The sequence below is a fragment of the Amycolatopsis pittospori genome, assembly GCF_013870525.1.
Classification (GTDB): domain Bacteria; phylum Actinomycetota; class Actinomycetes; order Mycobacteriales; family Pseudonocardiaceae; genus Amycolatopsis; species Amycolatopsis pittospori.
On record NZ_JACBXD010000043.1, the window covers coordinates 28,071 to 51,072 of the forward strand.

The following is a 23,002-nucleotide window of genomic DNA, read 5'->3' on the forward strand; positions in this document are numbered from 1 at the left end:
CGCACACGGTATTACCAATGCAGCACAAATTCCAAACGACGCGCGGAAATTTCCCTTGTCTCGGGGGCTGTTCCGCCTCTTGAGGGACCCCTCCGGGGCCTCTTGAGGTGCCGTTCGGTGTGGTTTCGGGGCTTTGCGGAGGACCCTCCGCGGGGGTGCGGATTCCCTGCTCAGCAAGGGAATCCGCCCCCTTCGGCCAGGCCTAGGAAGAGGCCGCCGGGAGGGTCACCGGCTTCCAGGAGGGGCGCTGGGACTCGAAAGTGTCGATCTCCTCCGCGTGGCGGAGTGTCAGGGCGATGTCGTCGAGCCCTTCGAGGAGCCGCCAGCGGGTGTAGTCGTCGATCTGGAAGGGTGCGACGAAGTCCTTGGCTCGTACCGTCTTCGACTCGAGGTCCACCGTGACCTCCGTCCCAGGCTCGTTTTCGAGGATCTTCCACAGCAGTTCGACGTCCGCCTGCTCGCACTCGGCGGCCACGAGGCCCTGCTTGCCCGAGTTCCCACGGAAGATGTCCGCGAACCGGGAAGAGATCACGACCCGGAAGCCGTAGTCCATCAGGGCCCAGACGGCGTGCTCACGGGAGGAACCGGTGCCGAAGTCCGGGCCCGCGACCAGGACCGAACCGGTTTTGAAGGGTTCTTGGTTGAGGATGAACGACTCGTCGGACCGCCAGGCGGCGAAGAGCCCGTCCTCGAAGCCGGTGCGGCTCACGCGCTTGAGGTAGACCGCCGGGATGATCTGGTCAGTGTCCACGTTGGACCTGCGCAGCGGGACCCCGACGCCGGTGTGGTGGGTGAACGGATCCATGGTTGGGAACTCCTTAGCGGGGTTTCAGGCGGCTCAGCGGACGGCGGCGGGCTGCAGGTCTTCGGGGCTGGACAGCGTTCCCCGGACGGCCGTGGCGGCCGCCACGAGCGGGGAGACCAGATGCGTCCGGCCGCCCTTGCCCTGCCTGCCTTCGAAGTTGCGGTTCGAGGTCGACGCGCTGCGCTCGCCCGGCTTGAGCTGGTCCGGGTTCATGCCGAGGCACATCGAGCAGCCCGCCTGGCGCCATTCCGCGCCCGCTTCGGTGAAGACCTGGTCCAGGCCTTCGGCTTCGGCCGCCTGGCGGACGCGCATCGAACCGGGGACGACGAGCATCCGGACCGAGTCGGCGACCTTGTGCCCGCGCAGGACGTCCGCGGCGGCCCTCAGGTCCTCGATACGGCCGTTCGTGCAGGAGCCGAGGAAGACGGTGTCCACCGCGATCTCGCGCAGCGGGGTACCCGGCTTCAGGTCCATATAGGACAGGGCCTTCTCCGCGGCGACGCGCTCGTTCTCGTCACCGATGTGCTCGGGGTCGGGGACCTCGGCGCCCAGCGGCAGCCCCTGGCCCGGGTTCGTGCCCCAGGTCACGAAAGGCGTGAGCTCGTCGGCGTTGAGGTGCACCTCGGCATCGAAGACGGCGTCGTCGTCGGTGCGGAGCTCGCGCCAGTTCTCGACGGCGGCGTCCCAATCGGCGCCCCGCGGAGCGTGCGGACGGCCCTTCAGATAGGCGAACGTCGTCTCGTCCGGCGCGATGAGCCCGGCTCGCGCGCCGGCTTCGATGGACATGTTGCACACCGTCATCCGGGCTTCCATCGACAGGTTCTCGATGGCCTCGCCGCGGTACTCGAGGACGTAACCCTGTCCGCCGCCGGTGCCGATCTTCGCGATCACCGCGAGGATGATGTCCTTGGCCGTCACGGACTCCCCGACAGTGCCCTCGATCGTGATCGCCATCGTCTTGAATGGACGGAGCGGCAGGGTCTGGGTCGCCATCACGTGTTCGACCTCGGACGTGCCGATACCGAACGCCATCGCGCCGAAAGCGCCGTGCGTCGAGGTGTGACTGTCGCCGCACACCACGGTCATCCCGGGCTGCGTCAGGCCCAGCTGCGGGCCGATGACGTGCACGATGCCCTGCTCCGCGTCGCCCATCGGATGCAGCCGGACGCCGAACTCCTTGCAGTTGTTGCGAAGGGTGTCGACCTGGGTACGGGACACGGGATCCGCGATCGGCAGGTCGATGTCGATCGTCGGGACGTTGTGGTCCTCGGTCGCGATGGTGAGGTCGGGACGGCGCAGTTTCCGGTCCGCCAGGCGGAGTCCGTCGAACGCCTGCGGGCTGGTGACCTCGTGCAGCAGGTGGAGGTCGATGTAGAGCAGGTCGGGCTCGGCCCCCTCGCCGCGCCGCACCAGGTGCGACTCCCACACTTTCTCGGCCAGTGTCCGGGGCATTTCCGGCTCCTCACATGCGGTGAAATAGGTACTTCCCACCATCTGGACATCTCAAACTTCGGGAAGATAGTATCGGCTTGTGGGACAGCATAGCGGTATCGGAGTACTCGACAAGGCCGTGGCCGTGCTTCAGGCCGTGGCCGAAGATCCTTGTGGCCTGGCGGAACTGTGCACGCGGACCGGTTTGCCGCGCGCGACGGCGCATCGGCTCGCGGTCGGCCTCGAGGTGCATCGGCTGTTGCGCCGCGGCCCCGACGGGCGGTGGCGGCCGGGTACCGCGCTCGCCGAGCTGGCGGGCGGCTCGACCGATCCGCTGCTCGACGCGGCGAGTTCGGTGCTGCCGAAATTGCGCGACATCACCGGGGAAAGCGTGCAGCTCTACCGCCGGGACGGCGTCCAGCGCGTCTGCGTTTCGACCGCGGAGCCGCCCAGCGGCCTGCGTGACACCGTGCCGATCGGTTCACGGTTGCCGATGACGGCGGGCTCCGGTGCGAAGGTCCTCGCCGCGTGGTCGGATCCGCATACGCAGCGGACGATCCTTTCCGAAGCGGTGTACGGAGAGCGCACGCTGCTCGAAGTCCGCCGTCGTGGCTGGGCCCAGAGCGTGGCGGAACGGGAGCCGGGTGTGGCGAGTGTCTCGGCGCCGGTCCGGGATTCGACGGGCACCGTCGTCGCGGCGGTCTCGGTTTCCGGGCCCATCGAACGGATAGGGCGTAAGCCGGGGGCCCGCTGGGCCGCGGATCTGCTCGCCGCCGCGGACGCGCTGCAGGAACGCCTCTGATCTCTCTCGAACCATGTGAAGGCCCCCTGCACCGGGTGCAGGGGGCCTTCACATGGTTACGACCGTCCGATGAGGATCAGAACTCGTCGGCTTGGGTCAGTTCGTGTTCGAGGCTGTCCGCGCGGGCGACGAGCGCCTTCAGCGGATGTCCGAACTCGTTCTGCAGGTTGAGGTCGACCAGCGGGACCGTGTGCTTGAGCAGGGCGACGCCGTCCACCACGGCCGCGCCGCCGACCGAGCCGCCACCCGCGAGTTCGAGGAGGCGCCGCAGATCGATCTTGTCCGCCCAGCCGACCGGGGACGAGATCTCCACCCACTCCGCGCCGTCGTGGTCGGGCAAGTGGTGCAAGGACACCTGCTGGCCGCGGCCGTCCTCGGTGTCGACCCGGAACCGGAGCCAGCCGTCCCGCTCTTCGAGCACCTCGTACCGCGCCCGGACGAAATTGATCACGCCTGCCCAGATGGACACCCTCGTCACCTCTCGGTTTCGCCGCTTCGTGCGCTGTCGAGCATGGCACATCCGGGGCGGGTTCAGCCCGTGGGATCGAGCGTGGACCGTGTTCCCAGGGTGAGCGACCGGTTCGGCGGGCTTCAGCGCCTGCGCGTCGAGGCCCGGGTGTCACTCACGACGTGACCGCCGTGGCCGCTGTGACTCCTGTGGCGCGAGAGGCTCTTGTGGTGCGGCCGCGACCCCGCCGAATGCTATGAACGGCTCGTTACTTGCAAATTTTGCAAGTAACGAGCCGTTCATAGCACGCCGGAGGTGCGCGGCACGGAGGTCAGAGAGGCGCCATCCGGTACCCAGAGCCCCGCACCGTTTGGATCAGCGGCGGATCCTTGAGCTTCCGCCGCAGCCGCGCGACCACGACGTCGAGCACGTTCGACGCCGGGTCCGCCATCTCGTCCCACGCGTACCGGATCAGTTCCCGCCGCGAGACCGGCCGCCCGGTCGCGGCCATCAGCCGCTCCATGACGAGATACTCCTTGCGCGTCACGGTGAGGAGAACGCCGGCCCGCGAGATCTGGTGCCTGCCGGTGTCGAGTTCGACGTCGGCGCAGCGCAGCACCGTCGCCTGCCCGGCCATGTCGCGACGGCACAGGCTGCGCACCCGCGCGATCAGTTCCGGCATGGCGAACGGTTTCACGAGGTAGTCGCCACCGCCGACGCGCAACCCGTCGATCCGGTCGGTGACGCTGTCGCGCGCGGTGAGGAACAGCACCGGCATCGGCCAGCCCGCGCTACGCCGGTTGCGCACATAGGTGAGCGCGTCACCCGAAGGCAGCATCCGGTCGAACACCGCGCAGTCGTAGGCGTTCACCGTCAGCGCCTCGTCCGCGGCGGGCAGGTCGGCGGCGGTGTCCACCGCGAACCCGTCGCCGCGGAGGGCGAATTCGAGCGCCACCCGTAAGTTCTCGTCGTCTTCGGTCACCAGCACCCGCACACCGGCACGTTAGCGTGCCGTGGCCGCCACCACGTCGGCCACGTGCAACCCGCGTAGTTCCTCGACGGTGGGCATCCGTCCCAGCAGCCGCAAGCGCTGCGACTGTGCCGTGCGCGCCTTCTCGAACAACAGGCGCGCGTCCCGCGCGTTGCCGAAGTTGACGTCGGCCGAGATCAGCCGGAAGTGGTCTTCGAGGATCGGGCCGGCGTCGGGGTCCAGGTCGTAGTCCCCCGCCGACGCCATCCGCCCGAAGATGGCGAGGAGTTCGGCGGAACTGTAGTTCTCGAACTCGATCGTCTTGCCGAAGCGCGACGCGAGACCGGGGTTCGCGGCGAGGAAATGGACCATCTCACCGGTGTATCCGGCCACGATCACCGCCACCTCGTCGCGATGTTCCTCCATCAAGGGGACGAGGGTGTCGATCGCCTCCTGGCCGAAGTCGCCGCCGGAACCGGCGAGCCGCGAAAGCGTGTACGCCTCGTCGATGAACAGGACGCCGCCCTTGGCCTCCTCGAACACGGTCGCGGTCTTCTCCGCGGTGTGCCCGATGTACTGCCCGACGAGATCACGGCGCGAGACCTCGCGGAACTGGCCCTGCGGCAGGACTCCCAAGGCCTTCAGCAGTTTGCCGTAGATCCGCGCGACCGTCGTCTTCCCGGTGCCGGGGGCACCCGCGAAGATCAGGTGGTGTCCGGCCGCGCCGATCGGCAGCCCGGCGCGGCGCCGCCATTCGTTGACCTGCAACTCGTCGACCAGCGCGCGGACCTCTTCCTTCACCTCGGGAAGGCCGATCATCGCGTCGAGTTCGCCGAGCATCTCCTCCAGCGCGTCGTCGACGGGAGCGCCGCGATCCGACGGAGCGGCCGTCTCGCTGAGAGTCGGCGTCGCGCCCTCGGCGATCGAAATCCCCGGCTCCGCCGTGTTCTCGACCCGGCATCCGGAGATCGCGCCGCCACATCCGGAAGCGAACGCGATTCCCGAACCCCGCGTGTCGGAGACCGTGCACCGCATGAGCGACGGCGCGCCGTGGTGCGCCACGGCGATGCCCTCGTAGCCGGTGTGCGAGATCGCGCAGCCGTCGATGACGGGCCGGGCGTACTGATAGACGTAGAAGCCCCGCAGTCCACAGCCCGAAACCGTGCAATCGCGGACGACCGGGTCGGCGCCCTGCCCGACCGTGATCCCGTCGCCGAGCACGTCTTCGACGGTGGTGTCCTCCAGCCTGCCGGGCGCGCCATCGACGAGAATCCCCTGCTCCGCGCCCGAAATCGCACAACCTGTGACAGTGAAGGCCGCCGAGCCGCGGATGGCGACCGCCGGACCGCGACCGCCGGAGATCGTGCACCGGAGCACGGTGAGTTCGGTGTCGTCGGCCCGGATCGCGGACGAGGCGTCGGCCAGGATTTCGATCCCTTTCAGGGCAAGCGATCCGCCGGTGGTGCGGAAGACCGGCCGGTCGGCGCCGCGGCCGTCGACGACGACGGTGGCGCCTTCGGCCGCGGCCAGGGTCACCCGGAGGCCGTTCAGCTCGACGGTTTCCGGGTATTCACCGCCCGCGATGGTGATGACGGCGCCGTCGGACGCGTCCGTGAGCGCGTCGCCGATGGTCGGATACGCGCCGGGCCGTGAGGCGACCAGCAGGACGCGGCCGGGAGTCGAGGTCGTCATCAGCCCGCCTTCGCCATCAGCCAACCACGGTCGACGGCCTTGGCGCCCGCCTGGAAACGGCTGCGCGCGCCGAGCCGGTTCATGATGTCGGCGACCATGCGCCGCACCGTGCGCACCGAGATGCCCAGCCGGGCCGCGGCGGATTCGTCGGTCGTGCCGGAGAAGAGCAGCGTCAGCAACTCGCGCTCACGGCAGGTCAGCATCGAGGCGTCCTCGGGTTCCGCGAGATCCAGCGGGACGAGCGGGGCGGCCGCCTGCCAGATCCGTTCGAACAGGCCGACCGTCGCGGTGACCACGCCGGGCAGCCGGAACACCGCGGAACCGGTCTGGCGCCCGTCCGCGGGCAGCACGACCGAGGTGCGGTCGATCACCAGCGCGTCCATCGGGACCTCGGCGTCGGTCCGCACCTCGGCGCCCGCCCGCGACATCCGGTTGAGCGCGCCCGACATCCGCTCCGAGTCGGGGAAGAGCACCTTGTAGCGCACGCCGGGACGTACGTTCGCGAGCGCGATCCGCCGGAAAGCGGAGTCCGTCCCCGTGCTCATGACGAGGACCTCACTGGTCGCGGCCGCGAGGAGCTCGGCCAGTCCGGCCCGGTCACGAGCCGGTTCCGATCCCACGACCAGGCTGAGCCCGCCGGTCTGAACGCTCATGGCGCTGTCCCTCCCATTCCCCCGCGCGGTACCGCCGACCACGTCCTGTTCATGCCAGATCCCGCCGGCCGGGTGGTCCGGGGTGCCCGACGCGTTAGCGTTCAGGGGCACCACGGCCGGCTCGGCGGGTAGGTGAAACTGCATGCGCCTACTTTCGCTGTTCGAACATGAGGTTTTGATGACACGGGTGATGGTCGTCGAGGACGACGAGAATCTGCGGCTCGCGCTGGTCACACAGCTGCGTGCGGCCGGCTTCGCCGTCGACGACGCGGGTGACATCGCGGCCGCGGACCGGCTGCTGCGCGGAACGCACCACGACTGCGTGGTGTTCGACCGGATGCTGCCGGACGGCGACGCCATCGAGTACGTCCACATGAGACGGCAGCTGGGCTGGCGGGCGCCGGTGCTCTTCCTCACCGCCCGCGACGCGCTCGCCGACCGGGTGGCCGGCTTCGAGCACGGCGGCGACGACTATCTCGTGAAGCCGTTCGTGATGGCCGAGCTGACCGAACGCGTGGCCAATCTGTGCCGCCGGTCCGCGTTCGACCGGCCTTCGGTCCTGCACCACGACGACCTGGTGATGGACTGCGCGCGGCGCGAAGTGCGCCGGGCGGGCGTACTGCTCACCTTGACCAACAAGGAGTACGCGGTGCTCGAATACCTGCTCACCAGGGCGGGGCTGCCGGTGCAGCGGGCCGATCTGATCGAGCACTGCTGGGACGCCCAGGCCGATCCGATGTCCAATGTGGTCGATGTGGTGGTGAAGCGGTTGCGCCGCAAGCTGAAGGAACCCGAGTTGATCCACGCCGTCCGCGGTCTCGGATACCGGCTGGGCACCCGATGAACACGCATTCCTCGGCGGACCGGCTGCGCAGGCTGCGCTGGACGCTGACCGCGTTGTTCACCGTGATGAACACACTCGGACTGGTGCTCTTCGCGTGGTTGCTCATCAGTGAGGACGGCGAGCAAGCCGAACAGCGGACCGACGCCGCGCTGAAGGAGGTCACGTCCTCGGTCAGCAGGCTGGTCGCCTTCGACGGCACCGTCGACTTCGGCCTCGTCAACACCGACGTGATGAACGACCGCTGCCCGCAGTTCGCGATCCTGCCCGGCGGCGCGCCCGCGTTCCAGGGTCACCTTTCACGAGCCGAGTGCGTCCCGATGAGCGCGCAGCTGCTGAACGGCCTCGCCACCGAAGCCGTCCAGTCCGGCAAACTGGTCTCGGGCTATCAAAAGGGCACTGACGGCTCGGTGGTCATGGTCCGCGCCGAACCGTTGCGCGACAGCGACGGCAAACCGTTCGCGGCCGTCGTCGCGGTGCAGCCCACCGCCGCCGAAGACGACGAGCACACCCAGTTCACCCTGCTGGTCATCGGCGGCACCGTGCTGCTGATCGCCGTACTGGGCTTCGCCGGCCACCTGCTGTCCGGCCGCTCGATCCGCCCCGCGGCGGCCGCCTTGCAGCAACAGGAAGTCCTGCTCGCCGAAACCGCGCACGACCTCCGCACCCCCGTCGCCGCCCTGCGCGCGCTCGCCGAAACCGCGATGACGAATCCCGCCCAGTCGGCGGAACTCCTGCCTCGCACCGTCCGCCTCGCCGCGAGAATGGGCGGGATCATCGACGACCTGCTCGTCCGCGCCCGGCTCGCCGCCGGCGTGGAACAGCTCAGCATCCAGCCGATCTGGCTCGACCAGCTGGTGGTGGGCGTCGTCGAGGACACCGCGACCGACAGCGCGGAAGTCACCGTCACCGCCGCTCCCACGAAGGTCGACGCCGATCCCGCGCTCCTGCAACGCGCGATCGGGAACCTCCTGGACAACGCCGTGCGCTACGGCCGCCAACCGGGCGCGAAGGCGTTCGTGCACCTGACCGTCGCCGGCGGCACCGTGACCGTCGCGGACCACGGCCCCGGCATCGACACCACCATGGCGGGCGACGCCTTCGACCGTTTCGCCAGCACCGGCGGCTCTTCCGGACTCGGTCTGTCCATCGTGCGCTGGGTCGCCCAGTCGCACGGCGGCACGCTCGCGGTGTACAACGCCGACGAGGGCGGGGCGATCTTCGAACTGAGGCTTCCGGTCAGCACTTCCTGACGGCTACGACGGCTCTGCAGCGGTGCCTCCCAGGAGCGAATCGAACTCGAACGTAGGAGCCTCACCCGCGTCCCGCCGCGCGAACTCCTGCTCCCAAAGGCCGAAGGTGCGCGCCCGCATCGTCCGGATCAGGGCGTGCTCCTCCGGTTCGAGACGCCGCGACTCCTCCTTCGCCTTGTCGTAAACGGCCTGGACGGCGTCGTAAAGCGCGAAGATCGGCCCTTCGCCGCGAAGAGCACGTGAACGCTTGATCTCGGTGAGCTCGACGTAGCGGGCCTCGTCCAGCACGGTGATGTCCTCTCCCATGGCGAACAACACTTCTTGGATGTGTGAGGCGTCCTCTTCGATCCGCCCGGTCCTCAGGTTCAGCAGGTGACCGGTCAGCCCGCCGTCAGGTGTCCCGTCGACCCGGTAGGTCAAACCGTAGTAACGGAAGAACATCGGCAGCTCGGCCGCCAGCGGGTTTTCAGTCACTGTCTTTCCCTTCGTCGTCTTCGCGGCCGTCCTCGTCATCCGCGGTCATGCCACGGTTCGTCGCTTCCCCGAACAGTTCCTGCTCACGCCTGAGTATCAGGGCGATCATCGCCGCTTCCTCCGGGGAGACGGCGCGCCCCTGTTCCTTGCCCACCGCCGCGAAGTCCCGCCGCACCTCGTAGAGGCTGTGCTCGTACCGCGCCACCTCGTCGATCGACTTCAGGTGCAGCCGGAACTCGGCGATGTTCCCGCTCGACAGGCGTACGGACATCTGGATGTCGCGGTATCCGCTCTTCTGCGGGCCGTCGAACCGGTCTTCCAGATAGACGATGTCGATCGGCGAATCACTGGAGGCCAGATGTTCACGAAGGGTCTCCAGTGCCCGGTAGACGTCGGCCACCGTGTCGAACCGCACGAGCGCGCCGACCACATCCGTCAGCACGGAGCCCGTCCCGTCGTCCTTGGCCAGCTTGTCCAGCGCGCGGACCCGGCTCTTGACCTTGTCACGGTACTTGGCGATCCCACCCGCCCGAGCCGCCAGCCAGTCGGCCAGTTCGTTCAGCTCGTTCTGATCCGAGCGCCAGGCCTTCTCCAGGCTGGCCAGGAACTCGTTCTGATAGGCGAGGAGTTCGCCAGGGGTCGAACCGACGGGCGGGGCATAACCGAACTGCCCCGGCTGGACGCCGCGATCTTCCTCGGGAATGCTCGCTTGTACGTCCTCGACGACCTGACGCTGCGACTCCGTCAACTCGATCGGACCGGGCCGCGCCGCCGCCTCGTGCTCCTCGAGGATCGCTTCCGCTCCCCTGGCATCCAGCTCCGCCAACGACTCCAAGACGATCTCGATCGCTTCCGGATACTGGAGCACGTTCCCCAGCGTCTGCGGCCTGGCCAGCAGGGAATTCAGCAGGAACGGCGTCGCCAGGAGCTTCTTGACGAACTCCGGGTGCCGCGGCAACAGCTTGGTGATCGCGTCGCCGATCTGCGTCGGGACGCCGTCGATCTTGATCCGCGAGTCCGGATCCCGCCCGCTGATCTCGTTCCCCCGGCGCACCGCGTCCTGGACGTCCTCGCGGCCGAGGAACTCCGCCATCTCGTCCCGGCCGGGGTTGATCACCGCGTCCAGGGAGCTGGGTGTGCCCGCACTCTCGGGGCCGGACGGCGAAGGCAGATTCCCCGGCGCCGGGACCTCGACGGGCGCCGTCCCGCCCGGGGTGAACAGCGCCCAGCCCTTGCCGCTCGGGAATCCGTGCACCCGCAGCGAACCGTCCGGCATCACGTCCAGCCTCGCCAGCGGCGCGATCACTTCGGCGCCCAGCGCGTCGGCGTACCGCTGCGCCCAGCCGGAAGATCCGGAATGACACGAGTTCAGCTGGACCGGCCGCCCCGGGGTGTAGAACGGGCTCGCCAGCGTCGCCTCGGCCACCTGTTCCGGGCTGAGCATGAAGATCTCTTCGATGGCCCGCATCTGCTCCTGGGTCAGGCGGGTGTCGACCATCAGGCTGAGGCCGGGGATCGGATGGCCGTTCCCGCTTCCGTGCAAAGTGACCACGTATGCCTTGGTCCCGTCCGGGCGGGTCGCGATCATCACCCGCAGATGCGCGTTGCGGGTGGTCATGTCGTCCCCGATCGACATCCCCGCGGGCGCGTACAGAACGCCTTCACCGGTGACCACGGCACCGTCCCAGGGCCCGGGCGCCACCTTCCGCCGGGCGTCGATCCACCGTGAACCACCGACTTCGTCATGCCGCGACGCGCCCATCGAGGCGGGGCCGGGCGCATCGCCGAAAGTGATCTCGCCCGTGTCGGGATCGATCCGGGCCGTGGTGAACCGGCCGTGGGGATCGCGGGGTGGCAGTCCTCTCGGCCGACGCCGTTTGGTCCCCTGCTCGTCGGTGTTGCGCGGCCGGATGACGTCGGAAGGGGTGCTCTTGGGCGGTTTGAGCTCGAGCAGACTGTCCACTGTGTTCGGAACGCCGAGGAGCCGGACGGCGAGCAGAATCCCCATGAGGACGCGCCGACCGGAGGAGAGCACTGGTGTGTTGGACGCCTCCATCGCCCTTTCGATCGCGTCCGGTTCGTTAGGGCTCGCGGGAATCTCCCGAGATGGCCCCGGCACCGGATTCGGCCGGGGTGCCGGTGGCGCGGCGGGATCCGCGGGACGAAGCGTTTCCGTCTCGAAGAGACCACGGGTGAAGGTGTTGCCGCGATGGACCCGGTCACTTCCGGGTGTACGGGTCCCGGTGTTGAGGTCGTACTCGTGCGCGATCGCCGGCCGGCCGTCCACGACGAGGTCGAGCGTGAGGTTCGGGACGACCCACCCTGAGTAGTGCGACGACCCACTCGCCACACGGCCCTGACCGTCAAGGGAGTACGAGGGCGAAGCACGGAACTGGAACCGCCCGAAGTGATCACCGAGGATCTCCCGCTGCCGGGCGATGACGTCCGAGGTGAAGATCTGCTGGATGAACGTCCCCCTCAGCGCGGGGGTCATCGTGCCGTTCCTGACGTGCTCCACGATCTTCCGTGCCCGCTCGGAGTCGGCGGGAACGATTCCCTCCGCCAGCCGCGCGAACTCACGGGCCGCGTTGTCCGCGGCCTCCTGCAACGCGGGCTTGATCCGCGAGCGGACCCACTGGGTCTCCAGGATCCGTGCGACGTCGCGGACCCGCGCCGGTCGTGAGTCGGCGGGCAGGAGACCGTGTTCGAGCAGCAGCAGGCGGAGATCGTTCCACGCCAGCCCGGCCTCGGCCATCAGCGAACGGAGGGCGCTCTCGCTTCGCAGGCTCAGAAGCATCTGCTTGCGGCTCACCGTGTTCGGCGGCATCGGGTGATCGTGCCGAGCCAGGTTTTCCGGGTGGTAGAAGCGCTCCGCGTGCGACGACGGCGGCGTCGGCGGACCTTGGGGCCGTCCAGGCGGGAGGCTCGGTGGCGGCGCCGACATGTCGACACTCACTTCACCGGTCGCCGCGTTGAACCTCGCCTGTCCTTGCCACGGAGGGTTGTCCGGGTCGTCCGGTGGCGGCGGGCCCGGACGCGGGGTGGCCTCGGGATCCGCCTCTTCCTCGTGGCGCTTGCGGATCAACTCGACGGGGCCGCTCTTCGGGGGTTTGACCTCCATCGCGCTGTCGACCGTGTTCGGCAGGCTCAGCAGCCGGACTGCGACGAGTACACCCATCAGCAGCCGCCGCCGATGCGAGAGCGCACCGGCGTTCTCCGCCTCCATGGCCCGGCGAATGGCCTCGGGATCCTCTTGCGTGGCCTGGTTTTCGTCGGGCAACGGGTTCTCGTGACCGGCGGGCGGGATTCCCCGCGGCCCTGACGGGTTCGGCGACGCGGGTGCCGTCGGTCCTCCCGGATCCCGTCGCGCGACGACGGTGAACCGGAAGCCGTTCCACTGGAGGACGGCATTCGCGCCGGCCGCGATCGCGGCTTCGACCTCACTGGTCAGCTCGTTGCTGAAGACGGCGATGATCATCGCGCCGGGACCGGCGTCCAGGCGGTGCTTCTCGACCTGTTTGACGACGGAGGTCCTGCTCGTGGACGCGACGTTCTTGACCTCGAACCGGACTTCGACGCCGCTGTCCTCCAGTACACCGTGGACGTCGATATCGGTGTCACTCGTCTTGACGCCGAGGCCGGTGATCCGCAGTCCCGGCAACCCCAATTCGGCCAGTTGCTCCTGGCTGAGCTCGGAAAGCGCGAGCGCGACCCGGAGTTCGCCTTCGATCCCGGTGAGATTTCCCTGGTCGCCGTTCAGTTGCTCCCGGGTGGCCGGGTTCCCTTCGGCCAGCATGCCGAGAGCACGCTTGATATGGACGCGGACGCCTTCGCCGATCTTGTCGAGCCCAGGCACGCCGTTGACGGCCAGATGATCGAGGATCTTGCGGAGGTGGGTTTCCATCGTCAGCGGTAACTGGGCGTTCTTGTTCTCGGCTTCGGCGGCCTCCGCGAACTCCGCGCCGAGTCTGCCCAGTCGCCTGAGTTCGGCCTCGGCCACCGCCCGGCCCCGCGGACGAGGCTTCTTCGCCGCTACGGCGTTCACAGCCGCGACAACGCGGGAGGTGAACAGGGCTAGTGGTGTCACCTCCGGCGCTCCGGCCAGCCGGTTCGCCAGCAGGGCCCGGACTTGTGCGACGTACAGGACCTTGAGCTGCTCACTGAGCGGGCGCGTGGCCACGTCTGGGGGGAGCAGCTGCGCGAGGACGTTCTTGAGCAGGCTTTCCAGCTTCTTGCCCGCCACCGCGGGACCGGCGTCGAGGATGGCTTCCCGGACCTCCGACGGCAAGGCGTCCCATGCCGCGTCCACCTCTGCGGTCGGATCGTCAGGTCGTTCGGGCGGCGTTTCCTCGTTCTCGTTCCGGGGGGTGCCCTTGTCTTCATCGGATGCCCGCGGTGTCGACGGAGCCGCCGGTACCGGGACGGCGACCGGTGCCGCAGGGCTTTCCGCGGGCGGGGCGGGGAGCGCGGGTTCACTTTCCGCCGGGCCTCGGGGGTCGTCCGGCGGACCTTGATCGTCGGGGACTTCGGCGGGGATCACCGGGACGTCGGGGACCGGTTCGGTCGGTGCCTCGACCGGCTCGGTGATGCCGTCCTGATCGGGGCTCGTCGCCGGATCGGAACGGTTCGGCTCGCCTTCCGTGGGTTTCGCCTGGGGAGTCCGGGACGGCGAGCCCGGCACTCCCGGCTGCGCCGGGTTGGTCTGCGCCGGGTTGGTCTGCGCCGCACCGGCCTGACCGGGACCGCTTTGCCCGGCACCGGTCTGACCGGTGGCGGCGGTGGCCGCCGGCTGTCCGGAAGATGCGGGCGTCTGCGCGGAAGCGCCGTGAGCCGAGGTCCCCTGCGGGGACGTCGGCTGCCCCGTACCGGTTTGAGCCGCGCCGGATTGGGCCGGACCTGCCTGGGCCGAGGCGGTCGATGTCGATGTGTGGTGTGCGGGGGAACTCGCACCGTTCCGGGACGACGCCGGATCCGACGCGGTGGCCGAAGGAGAGTTGCTGGACGGCGTCGTGCCGGTGTTTCCGCTGTGCCCCGAGGTGTTGGTGGAAGCGCGGCCCTCGCTTCCACCGAAAGCGTCGGCGCCCCGCCCGGATCCGGTCGTCGCCCCGGAAGAACCGGAGTGGCTCCCCGCACCCGAGGCACCTGAATGCGGGGAACCACCAGCCTGGCCGGAATCGTTCACCTGATTCGTGCCCGCGACGGCCCCCGCGTCTCCCGCGGATGCGGAGCCTTGCCCCGCGTTGACGGTGGCGGCTTCCGGTGCCATCGCCTGCGGCGGAGTCGGGCCACCGGGTGGATTGTCGGTGGTCACCACTTCCTTCGGCGCACTGACCGAATGGTCACCGAAAACGGCGTTGTGCGCCTGCGCACCGGCGAGGTGGGCGTTCGCGCGCATCGGCCCGATCGCGGCCGAAGTGAGCCAATTGTCCTTGATGGACTTCTGATAGCCGGACACGTCGTCCAGCGCGCCCCAGTTCCCGTTCACCATGTTCTCCGCCGCGTAACTGGAGATCGGCGAGGAGATCGCGTTCGTACTGGCGGCGCTCACGGCCGTCGTGATGTGCTTCCCGACCGGATTGTCCAGCGCGTTCTTGCCGACATCGGTCTTGCGGATCCCCTTGCCGAGCAACGCACCCGGTGCCCCGACCACCGCGCTCACCGGAGCGCCGACCGCTCCGGCGACCGCGTTGGTGAAGCTTTCCTTGACGTTGAACCCGTCCTGGTAACCCTGGGCGATGTTGAGCCCCTGCTCGATGCCGTTCGTGACGACCTCGTCCAAACCCTCCTTGATCGGGATCAAGACGAGTTTCCCGGCCTTCGCCGTCCAGTTCCCGAGCCGGGACGCCTCACTCGCGATCTTGACCAGTCTCGCCAGCCTGAGCGCCATCTTCGACGCGAAGAGCCACGGGCCCCCGGGGATCGCGAACATGAGCGCGAAATCCACCGCGGCGTGGATCAGTTCCGACTTGATCTGGTTCTGCGCCCGGGCGACCTGTTCGCCGTATTTGTGGCAGAACTCGCCTATCCTGCGCATGCTGGCGGCGAGTTCTTCGTAACCCTCACCGCCGCTGCCGTACTGCCCCTTGTTGACCTCACGGACGAGCGTGTAGAAGTCGAAGCCGTTGGCGTCCGGCCAGGTGTCCCGGATTCGGCCACCCGCCCCGGAGGACGCACTGATCGCGACGTCGAGTGCGTCCGCCGCCTTGATCCAGGCGTCGCCCAGTTCCTTCGCCGTGTCCGGATCATCGGGCGGGTAGATGTCGTCGATCACCCCGCCCATCGCGCTCCACGCACGCTTGGTCCAGTCCCACAGAGATCCACTGGCGCCCGCGATCGCTTCGCCGACACCGGAATACGGGAGAGCGCCGCCGGTCGGATAGGACATCTCAGGCCGTCCGCTCAGCTGCCGAACTGCTGGGTCGCCTCGGTTTGACCACCCTCATAGATCTTTACCCCGGTCTCACCGTTGGTCGCCACGTTCCCGTAGTTGACCGTGACGGAGTCGGCGCTCTTCATGAGGACGGGCGTGTTCGCCTTGCAGTCCGCGAACATCTCCCCCATCTTTCCGCCGCCGAGTTGCCCGGTGAGGGTTTCGATCGAACCGCGAAGTGCCCCCCACTTCTCCTGGAACGCGGTTCCAGCGGAGCGCAGTGCCGTCAACTCCCGCCTGGTGTCCTCGATGAAGATGTCGATACGGCCGTCGCCGTTGCGATCGGTGGCCATCGGGCTCACCTCCCGCCGGAGGGCCGGTCGAGCCGGTGCAAGGCCGGCCCGAACCGCAGGTCCGCGGCCTCCACAGTGGACTCGGGTGGCAGGAAGCCGGCGGCGATGGTCAGGCCTTCCTTCTGCGACACCCCGGCGGCGCGGTGGATGGTCCCGGTGATGCTCTCCGCCAGCGCGGCCGAATCCAGGGTGCGGTAGACACGAGGGTCCAGCCACAGCTCGATCAGTTCTCCCGCGCCTCCGACCGTCGCGCTGATCAGGCCGTCGTCCGAATCGACGGTGGCCCGGATCGCGGCCAACCGCTCCTGCATCGTCCGCACGTCCTCGGCCAGCCGCTCGTAATCGGCGTACATGTCCGAGTCGAAAGATGGTTCCACGGTCTCTCCCTCGATCGCGTGCCGACCAGTCTCGGGTGGGTGCGGTCCCGAAATGACGGAGTGGCCGGTTGCGGCCATGCGCCCGGCTCCGGCCGGGCCCGGCCGGACGATGGCCGCATGAGACGAGTCCGGGTATCCGCCGTCGCCGCCGTGGTGGCCACGGCGGCCGTCAACGCCCTTGCCGGCGGGGGCGCGGCACACGCGGCGCCACCGCCCGGCGCCTGTCACGATCCCGAACCCGCGCGTCCCCCTGTCCGGGCGCAACCGTGGGCCCAGCAACTCCTCGCACCACAGCGTGTCTGGCCGTACAGCCGGGGCGCCGGCGTACTGGTCGCCGTGGTCGACTCCGGTGTCGACGCCGACCATCCGCAACTGGGCGGGCGGGGCAAGGTCCGACCGGGTCGTGACTTCTACCTCGCGGGTTCGTTTCCGGGAGCCTTCGACTGCGTATCGCACGGCACCGGCGTCGCGGGCATCATCGCCGCCGATCCGGCCCCTGGCGTCGGTTTCCACGGCGTGGCCCCGGACGCGGGGATCCTGCCGGTCCGGATCACCGACCGCGACGTCGGCAACCAGGGTGAATCGCTGCGCATCGATCCGCAAGTGGTGGCCAACGCGATCCGCTATGCGACAGACCAAGGGGCGAAGGTGATCAATCTTTCCCTTGCCGGTCACGACGACTTCGCCGTCATCCGGGACGCGGTCGCCTACGCGGTGTCCAGGGACGCCCTGGTGATCGCCGCGGCCGGGAACACCCAGCGCGATTCGGCCACGGAACTTCCGTCCTACCCCGCCGCTTACGACGGAGTGCTCGGCGTCGGCGCCATCGACATCGACGGGGCACGGATGTCCGGATCCCAGATAGGACGCTATGTGGACGTCGTCGCGCCAGGCGCCAAAGTACTGGCTTCGGCGAGAGCCGGTGGGCACCTGTACTCCGACGGCACCAGTTACGCCACACCGTTCGTCTCCGGGACAGCCGCACTCGTCCGGTCGGCTTGGCCGGGTTTGTCCGCCGCGGAGGTGGCGCGCCGACTGATGGCGACGGCGAGCCCGGCGCGTGGTGGCGCGGAAAGCCCCGCGTACGGCGCCGGCGTGGTCGACCCCTATCGAGCGGTGACCGACGGAATGGACACCGCGAAGCCGGGCTCCTTGCCCGCGTTCGTCCCCACGCCACCGGATCAGGAACGGCTCGCGCGGGACACGGCTCGCGCGGACACGGCGACGGCGGCGAAATGGCTTACTGTCGCGCTGATCGGCGCCATCGTGCTCGCATCGCTGCTGGCAGGACTCCTCCCTCGGGGACGTCGGCGTGGCTGGCGTCCCGGCAGAGCAGCCGAGGTGGCCGCCGAACCGGCCGTGATCGAACCGCCCGAACAGATCTTCTTGATCTCCGGGAAATGAGGCTCGTGAGTGATAGGTGTCGTTCTCTTTGAGGGGTGAGGCAACCGCGGCGTGACCCGGGCGAGGCGCCGGCCCGCGTGACGCGACACCGCACTCACGGGCCCGGATCTCGTGTGCCCGGAGACGGATCTCGTGTGCTTGGACGCCGCACACCCGAGTGGCGTCACCAAGCACGCGAGTCACGTCTCCGGGCACACGGTCATCCCGGCGAACGGGCCGGTTGTGGTCGTGAGTGGCGAGTGCCGTTCTCAAGCGACTTACCAATCACGACCCGTTGCCTCACCCCTCAAGAACACCGAAGCCCCGGCGCGAGGATCGCGCCGGGGCTTCCGCTCGTACGGGGTACCGCTACGAATTGATGATGTTGCTGACCTGGCCTTCGCAGGTCTGCCCGATGTGCCTGACGTTCTCGTAGCCGCGGCCGTTCTCGTTCATGCCGTCGACGTGGTAGCCGGTCCGCTTCTGCATCAGCGCGAACTGCTGCCCCATCTCCTCGGCGTTGTTGCCGCCCCAGCCCGCGCCGATGACGTTGCGCATCCGGTTGAGCTGGTCGTCGGCACTCTGCCCGATCTCGGCGGCCGTGGTCTGAATGTCCCGGCCCGCCGTGGTCAGGGCGTCGTAAACGATCTTGAAGTGGTCTCCGCCTGTCATCGCCTGTCCTTTCAGACCTGGGTGGCCGGATTGATTCCGCTGTTGATGGCCCCGCCGTCGAAGAAGCTTTGTTTGGCCATCGCCTGCTGTGCGTCGGCCTGGAACCCGTTGGTGGCGCTGACCGTCGAATTCCCCTTCTCCACGAGTGTCTGCGCGAAGGCATGGACCTGGTCGTAGATCTGGGAACGTTCCTGGTTCACCGACATGGCCGCGTTCTGGACCACACCCGCGAGACCGCCACTGATGTGGTCGTAGTCCCGTCCCTGGTGGGACCGGTGCGCACTGAGCTGATCCTGCTGGCTGCTGTCGGTATTGCCGATCAGGTTCTGCACGATCGCGAAGTCGAAATCGACGATTCCGCTCATTCACCCCTCCGTTTCTCTCGTCACGTGCCTGACCTGATCCAGCTAACCCTCGATTCGGCCGGGGTCCGGCCCTACGGCACGTTCCTGCCAACGCCTCCGCCGGAAGTCCTCGTTCGCGAACCATCGACAGGTATGGCGACAGTCGTGGTGAAGAGGCCGGCCCGTAAACCGGCACCGGAGATGCCCGCGGGCGAACTACTCCTGCAGGCGCCGCCGGAGATCCCGCCCCCGCCCGCGCGGCAGTGGACTCAAGTGCTCGCGGTCCTGCCGATGGTGGCCATGATGGCCGCGATGTTGATGATGTACTCCGGCAGCATGGCCGGGTCCATGCGGTTCGTCATCTTCGGGATGATGGGTGTCGGCATGCTCGGTATGGTCCTCATGGGCTTTCTGCAGGGCGGCGGCCCGAGCAAACGGGAAATGGGTCATGCCCGCCGCAAGTACCTGCGCCATCTCGCCCAGCACCGGTTGAGGCTGCGCCGTTCGGTGCGCGGGCAACGCCGCACGATGGAGTACCTGCACCCGGATCCCGCCACGCTGTGGTCTTTGGCGGTCAGCTACCGGCTCTGGGAACGGCGCAAGGACGACCAGGACTTCGCCATCGCCCGGATCGGGACCGGCCCGCAGGTCCCGGCCGCGACCATCGTCGCACCCGACACCAAACCGCTGGAGGAACTCGAACCGCTGTCGGCGCTCGCACTACGCCGGTTCATCACCACCTACTCCACTGTCGACAGGCTGCCGATCGCCATCGCGGTCAACGGTTTCAGCCGGATTCACCTGCGCGGCGATCGCGACGCCTCCCTCGGGATGCTGCGGGCCTTCCTCGCTCAACTGGTCACCCTCCAGTCACCGGACGACATGCGGATCGCGATCTGCACGAGCGAAGTGCGGCGTCCGGACTGGGAATGGGTCAAATGGCTGCCGCACGCCCTGCATCCGGACCGCACCGACGCCCTCGGCCCGCTGCGGCTGGTGGCCTCGACCGTCCAAGCACTGGAATCGATGCTGGAAGAGGAACTCTCGAAGCGGCCGAGGTTCGACCCCGAGGCCGACGTCCGCGTTCCCGGTCCACATCTCGTGGTCGTACTCGACGGTGGCTCGATCGCCGGTTCCGATCACCTGATGACCGGTGGCGGTGTCGAGGGAGTGACCATTGTGGACCTGACGACCATGCCACCGAGGGCCTTGGACCGGACGACCGTGGTGCTGGACGTCGACGCCGCCGGCGACCTGGTCAGCGAGACCACCGACGGTGACACACCGCTCGGCCGTGCCGACTCGCTCGGCGTCGTCGCGGCGGAGGGCCTGGCCCGGCAACTGGCACCGCTGCGACTGACCGCGGGGCTCCGGGGCGACGCCCCGATGAGCGCCGAACTCGGCCTGGCCGAGTTGCTGGATCTGGGCGATCCCTACGAGTTCGATCCGGCCGACACCTGGGAACCCAGGCCGAACCGGGACCGGTTGCGGGTGAAGCTGGGCATCCAGTCCGACGGCGTCCCCATCGAGATCGATCTGAAGGAATCGGCCCAGGACGGGATGGGCCCGCACGGTCTGTTGATCGGCGCCACCGGCTCCGGCAAATCCGAACTGCTGCGAACCCTCGTTCTCGCGCTCGCCGTGACGCATCCGCCGAACTCGCTGAACTTCGCGCTGGTCGACTTCAAAGGCGGCGCGACGTTCACCCGGCTCGACGCGTTGCCCCACACCAGCGCGGTGATCACCAACCTCGCCGACGAACTCCACCTGGTCGACCGGATGACCGATGCCATCAACGGCGAGCTGATCCGCCGCCAGGAGTTGTTACGTGCGGCGGGGAACTTCTCCTCCTTGCGTGACTACGAGAAGGCACGCGCGGCGGGTGCCCCGCTACCCGAGGTGCCGACCCTGCTGGTGATCTGCGACGAATTCTCCGAACTGCTGTCCGCCAAGCCCGACTTCATCGACATGTTCGTCCAGATCGGACGAGTCGGCCGTTCGCTCGGCGTACACCTGCTGCTGGCCTCGCAGCGACTCGAAGAAGGACGGTTGCGGGGGCTCGAAACCCATCTGTCGTACCGGATCGGCCTTCGAACGTTCTCCGAGATGGAGAGCCGGGCCGTACTGGGCGTCGCGGACGCGTTCCGGCTGCCGAGGGCGCCAGGACACGGGTTCCTCAAGGTCGGCACCGACCAGATGGACCGGTTCCGGTCCGCCTACGTCTCCGGCGTGTACCAGCGCGCCACCGGTGGCGGTGCGATGGCGACTCCCGGCGAACAACTGGTGCTGCAGGAGTACACGACGTCCTATCTCACCGCCGAAGTCGATACGGGCGAAGAAGTGTCCGACGAGCAGGATCCCGACGACGACACCGTCGGCGAGACGCTGCTGGACATCTTGGTCGACAGGCTGGAAGGACAGGGCGTTCCGGCTCACCAGGTATGGCTGCCGCCGTTGGACGAATCACCTACCTTGGACGGACTGCTGCCCGGCCTCGTCGATCACCCGCAACGAGGGCTCACCGCGGACTCGGCTTCCCTGGCCGGGTCGCTGCGGCCGGTGATCGGCACCGTGGACAGGCCTTTCGAGCAACGCCGTGACCCGCTGGTACTCGACCTCTCCGGCGCGGCCGGGCACGTTCTGGTCCTCGGTGCACCGCAGACCGGCAAGAGCACGACGTTGCGCACGTTGATCACGAGTCTGGCACTCACGCACACCCCCCGCGAGACACAGTTCTACTGTCTCGACTTCGGCGGTGGCACCCTCGCCTCGATCGCCGGGCTACCCCACGTCGCCGGTGTCTGCGGACGGCTGGACACCGGTGCCGTCCGGCGCACGGTCGCCGAGGTGGCGACCCTGCTGGCCCAGCGGGAACGGATGTTCGCCGAGCAGCAGATCGACGGCATCGTGACCTATCGCAGGCTCCGTGCGGAAGGACGGTTCGCGGACCAGGCGCACGGCGACGTGTTCCTGGTGGTCGACGGCTGGCAGACGCTACGCAACGACTTCCCCGATCTGGAGGAGATGGTCGGCGACATCGCCGCACGCGGCCTGTCCTACGGCGTGCACGTGGTGGCGGGCTGCGCGCGCTCGTTCGATCTGCGGATGAACGTCCGGGACCTGTTCGCCAGCAGGCTGGAGTTGAAGATCGGCGATCCCATCGACTCCGTCATCAACCGGCGCGCGGCGATGAGCGTGCCCGCCGACGCACCTGGCCGCGGTATCGCGATGAGCGGGCACCAGATGCTGGTGGCCCTGCCCCGTATCGACGGCGTCGCGAAGGCCGACGACCTGTCCACCGGGCTGAACGGGCTGGTCGAGGCGGTCAAGGCGGCGTGGCCGGGTGCTCCGGCGCCGTCCGTGCGACTGTTGCCGGGCATGTTCCCCTTCGAGGAACTTCCGGTGAAGGACGCGACCACCGGTCCCGATGCGGGATTCGCGGTCGGCATCCACGAGCACGACCTTTCACCGATGCGGCTCGACTTCGCCGCGGATCCGCACTTCTTCCTGCTGGCCGATACCGAATCCGGCAAGACGTCGTTCCTCCGCGCGCTGGCACGCCGGATCGAAAACACCTACGCGCCGTCTGAAGCGCGGATCATCCTCGTCGACCACCGGCGCGGACTGCTCGGTGAAGTCGGTGAGGAGTACCTGCTCGGTTACGGCACCAACGACTCGCACAGCAGCGGAATGCTGAGCGAGGTGGCCGCTTCCCTGGCCAAGCGACTGCCCGGCCCGGACGTCACGCCGGAGCAGTTGCGTGCCCGGAACTGGTGGCACGGCCCGGAGATCTTCGTTCTCGTGGACGACTACGACATGGTGGCCACGCATGAGGGGCATCCCCTGATGCCGCTGCTGCCGCTGGTCGCGCAGGGTTCGGACATCGGCCTGCACGTGGTGCTGGCCCGGCGATCCGGCGGTGCGGGCCGCGGCCTCTTCGAACAGTTCCTCACCCGCCTGCGCGAGGTCGGGACTCCCGGCCTGATGATGTCGGGCGATCGCGACGAAGGGCCACTGCTCGGCGGCATGCGCGCCCAGGTGCTGCCTCCCGGCCGAGGCTGGCTCGTCGACCGTCGCGGGCACAAGGGCCTCGTACAACTCGCCTGGCTTCCGCCCCGGCATTCCTGACATCTG

At 68.5% G+C, this 23,002-nt stretch carries 17 protein-coding genes; 5 read left to right on the forward strand and 12 right to left on the reverse strand.

Going from position 1 to position 23,002, the window contains the following annotated elements; all coding sequences use genetic code 11:
* Positions 1-202: 202 nt before the first annotated feature.
* Positions 203-805, reverse strand: coding sequence for a 3-isopropylmalate dehydratase small subunit (gene leuD, locus H5J31_RS23395; protein WP_181774776.1), 603 nt, complete (start codon positions 803-805; stop codon positions 203-205).
* A 33-nt stretch (positions 806-838) separates the two neighbouring features.
* A complete protein-coding gene (leuC, locus tag H5J31_RS23400; RefSeq protein ID WP_181774777.1) occupies positions 839-2,257 on the reverse strand; it encodes a 3-isopropylmalate dehydratase large subunit in 1,419 nt (472 codons plus the stop codon).
* A 79-nt stretch (positions 2,258-2,336) separates the two neighbouring features.
* Between leuC and H5J31_RS23405 the strand changes: the two genes are divergently transcribed.
* Entirely contained in the window at positions 2,337-3,038 is a 702-nt protein-coding gene (locus tag H5J31_RS23405; RefSeq protein WP_005158149.1) for an IclR family transcriptional regulator, read from the forward strand.
* Positions 3,039-3,114: 76 nt separating this feature from the next.
* Here H5J31_RS23405 and H5J31_RS23410 read toward each other — a convergent pair whose 3' ends face one another.
* The 4 genes from H5J31_RS23410 to H5J31_RS23425 form a co-directional block, all read right to left on the reverse strand.
* Positions 3,115-3,507: a hypothetical protein gene (locus H5J31_RS23410; RefSeq protein WP_181774778.1), complete on the reverse strand. Its 393-nt coding sequence runs from the start codon at positions 3,505-3,507 to the stop codon at positions 3,115-3,117.
* 310 nt (positions 3,508-3,817) lie between these two features.
* Positions 3,818-4,480, reverse strand: coding sequence for a winged helix-turn-helix domain-containing protein (locus tag H5J31_RS23415; RefSeq protein ID WP_181774779.1), 663 nt, complete (start codon positions 4,478-4,480; stop codon positions 3,818-3,820).
* A 9-nt stretch (positions 4,481-4,489) separates the two neighbouring features.
* Positions 4,490-6,148: a right-handed parallel beta-helix repeat-containing protein gene (locus H5J31_RS23420; RefSeq protein WP_181774780.1), complete on the reverse strand. Its 1,659-nt coding sequence runs from the start codon at positions 6,146-6,148 to the stop codon at positions 4,490-4,492.
* On the reverse strand, positions 6,148-6,801 hold the full coding sequence (locus tag H5J31_RS23425; RefSeq protein ID WP_181774781.1) for a helix-turn-helix transcriptional regulator: 654 nt from the start codon (positions 6,799-6,801) through the stop codon (positions 6,148-6,150). The genes H5J31_RS23420 and H5J31_RS23425 overlap by 1 nt, the downstream gene beginning before the upstream one ends.
* A gap of 178 nt (positions 6,802-6,979) precedes the next feature.
* Between H5J31_RS23425 and H5J31_RS23430 the strand changes: the two genes are divergently transcribed.
* Together H5J31_RS23430 and H5J31_RS23435 are read left to right on the forward strand one after the other, a co-directional pair.
* Positions 6,980-7,645: a response regulator transcription factor gene (locus tag H5J31_RS23430; protein ID WP_181774782.1), complete on the forward strand. Its 666-nt coding sequence runs from the start codon at positions 6,980-6,982 to the stop codon at positions 7,643-7,645.
* Complete coding sequence (locus H5J31_RS23435; RefSeq protein WP_181774783.1) at positions 7,642-8,895, forward strand: sensor histidine kinase; 1,254 nt, start codon at positions 7,642-7,644, stop codon at positions 8,893-8,895. The genes H5J31_RS23430 and H5J31_RS23435 overlap by 4 nt, the downstream gene beginning before the upstream one ends.
* Positions 8,896-8,898: 3 nt before the next feature.
* Here the strand turns inward: H5J31_RS23435 and H5J31_RS23440 are convergent, their stop codons facing one another.
* From H5J31_RS23440 to H5J31_RS23455, 4 genes are read right to left on the reverse strand one after another with little or no spacing between them, the layout of a single operon-like run.
* Positions 8,899-9,369 (reverse strand): hypothetical protein, encoded by a 471-nt coding sequence (locus H5J31_RS23440; RefSeq protein WP_328701584.1) that lies wholly within the window; start codon positions 9,367-9,369, stop codon positions 8,899-8,901.
* Positions 9,362-15,754 (reverse strand): WXG100-like domain-containing protein, encoded by a 6,393-nt coding sequence (locus H5J31_RS23445; RefSeq protein ID WP_181774784.1) that lies wholly within the window; start codon positions 15,752-15,754, stop codon positions 9,362-9,364. The genes H5J31_RS23440 and H5J31_RS23445 overlap by 8 nt, the downstream gene beginning before the upstream one ends.
* 14 nt (positions 15,755-15,768) lie before the next feature.
* Positions 15,769-16,092, reverse strand: coding sequence for a hypothetical protein (locus H5J31_RS23450; RefSeq protein WP_181774785.1), 324 nt, complete (start codon positions 16,090-16,092; stop codon positions 15,769-15,771).
* Positions 16,093-16,097: 5 nt separating this feature from the next.
* Positions 16,098-16,469, reverse strand: a complete 372-nt coding sequence (locus tag H5J31_RS23455) for a YbaB/EbfC family nucleoid-associated protein (protein WP_328701585.1) — start codon at positions 16,467-16,469, stop codon at positions 16,098-16,100.
* A 117-nt stretch (positions 16,470-16,586) separates the two neighbouring features.
* Here H5J31_RS23455 and mycP point away from each other — a divergent pair, with 117 nt between their 5' ends.
* Positions 16,587-17,873, forward strand: coding sequence for a type VII secretion-associated serine protease mycosin (gene mycP / locus H5J31_RS23460; protein ID WP_181774786.1), 1,287 nt, complete (start codon positions 16,587-16,589; stop codon positions 17,871-17,873).
* Positions 17,874-18,221: 348 nt separating this feature from the next.
* Here the strand turns inward: mycP and H5J31_RS23465 are convergent, their stop codons facing one another.
* Positions 18,222-18,524, reverse strand: coding sequence for a hypothetical protein (locus H5J31_RS23465; RefSeq protein WP_181774787.1), 303 nt, complete (start codon positions 18,522-18,524; stop codon positions 18,222-18,224).
* Positions 18,525-18,535: 11 nt separating this feature from the next.
* Positions 18,536-18,889: a hypothetical protein gene (locus tag H5J31_RS23470; protein ID WP_181774788.1), complete on the reverse strand. Its 354-nt coding sequence runs from the start codon at positions 18,887-18,889 to the stop codon at positions 18,536-18,538.
* Between the two features lie 132 nt (positions 18,890-19,021).
* On the opposite strand from H5J31_RS23470, the gene eccCa reads away from it, so the two are divergent.
* Positions 19,022-22,996 (forward strand): type VII secretion protein EccCa, encoded by a 3,975-nt coding sequence (gene eccCa / locus H5J31_RS23475; protein ID WP_181774789.1) that lies wholly within the window; start codon positions 19,022-19,024, stop codon positions 22,994-22,996.
* Positions 22,997-23,002: the final 6 nt, after the last annotated feature.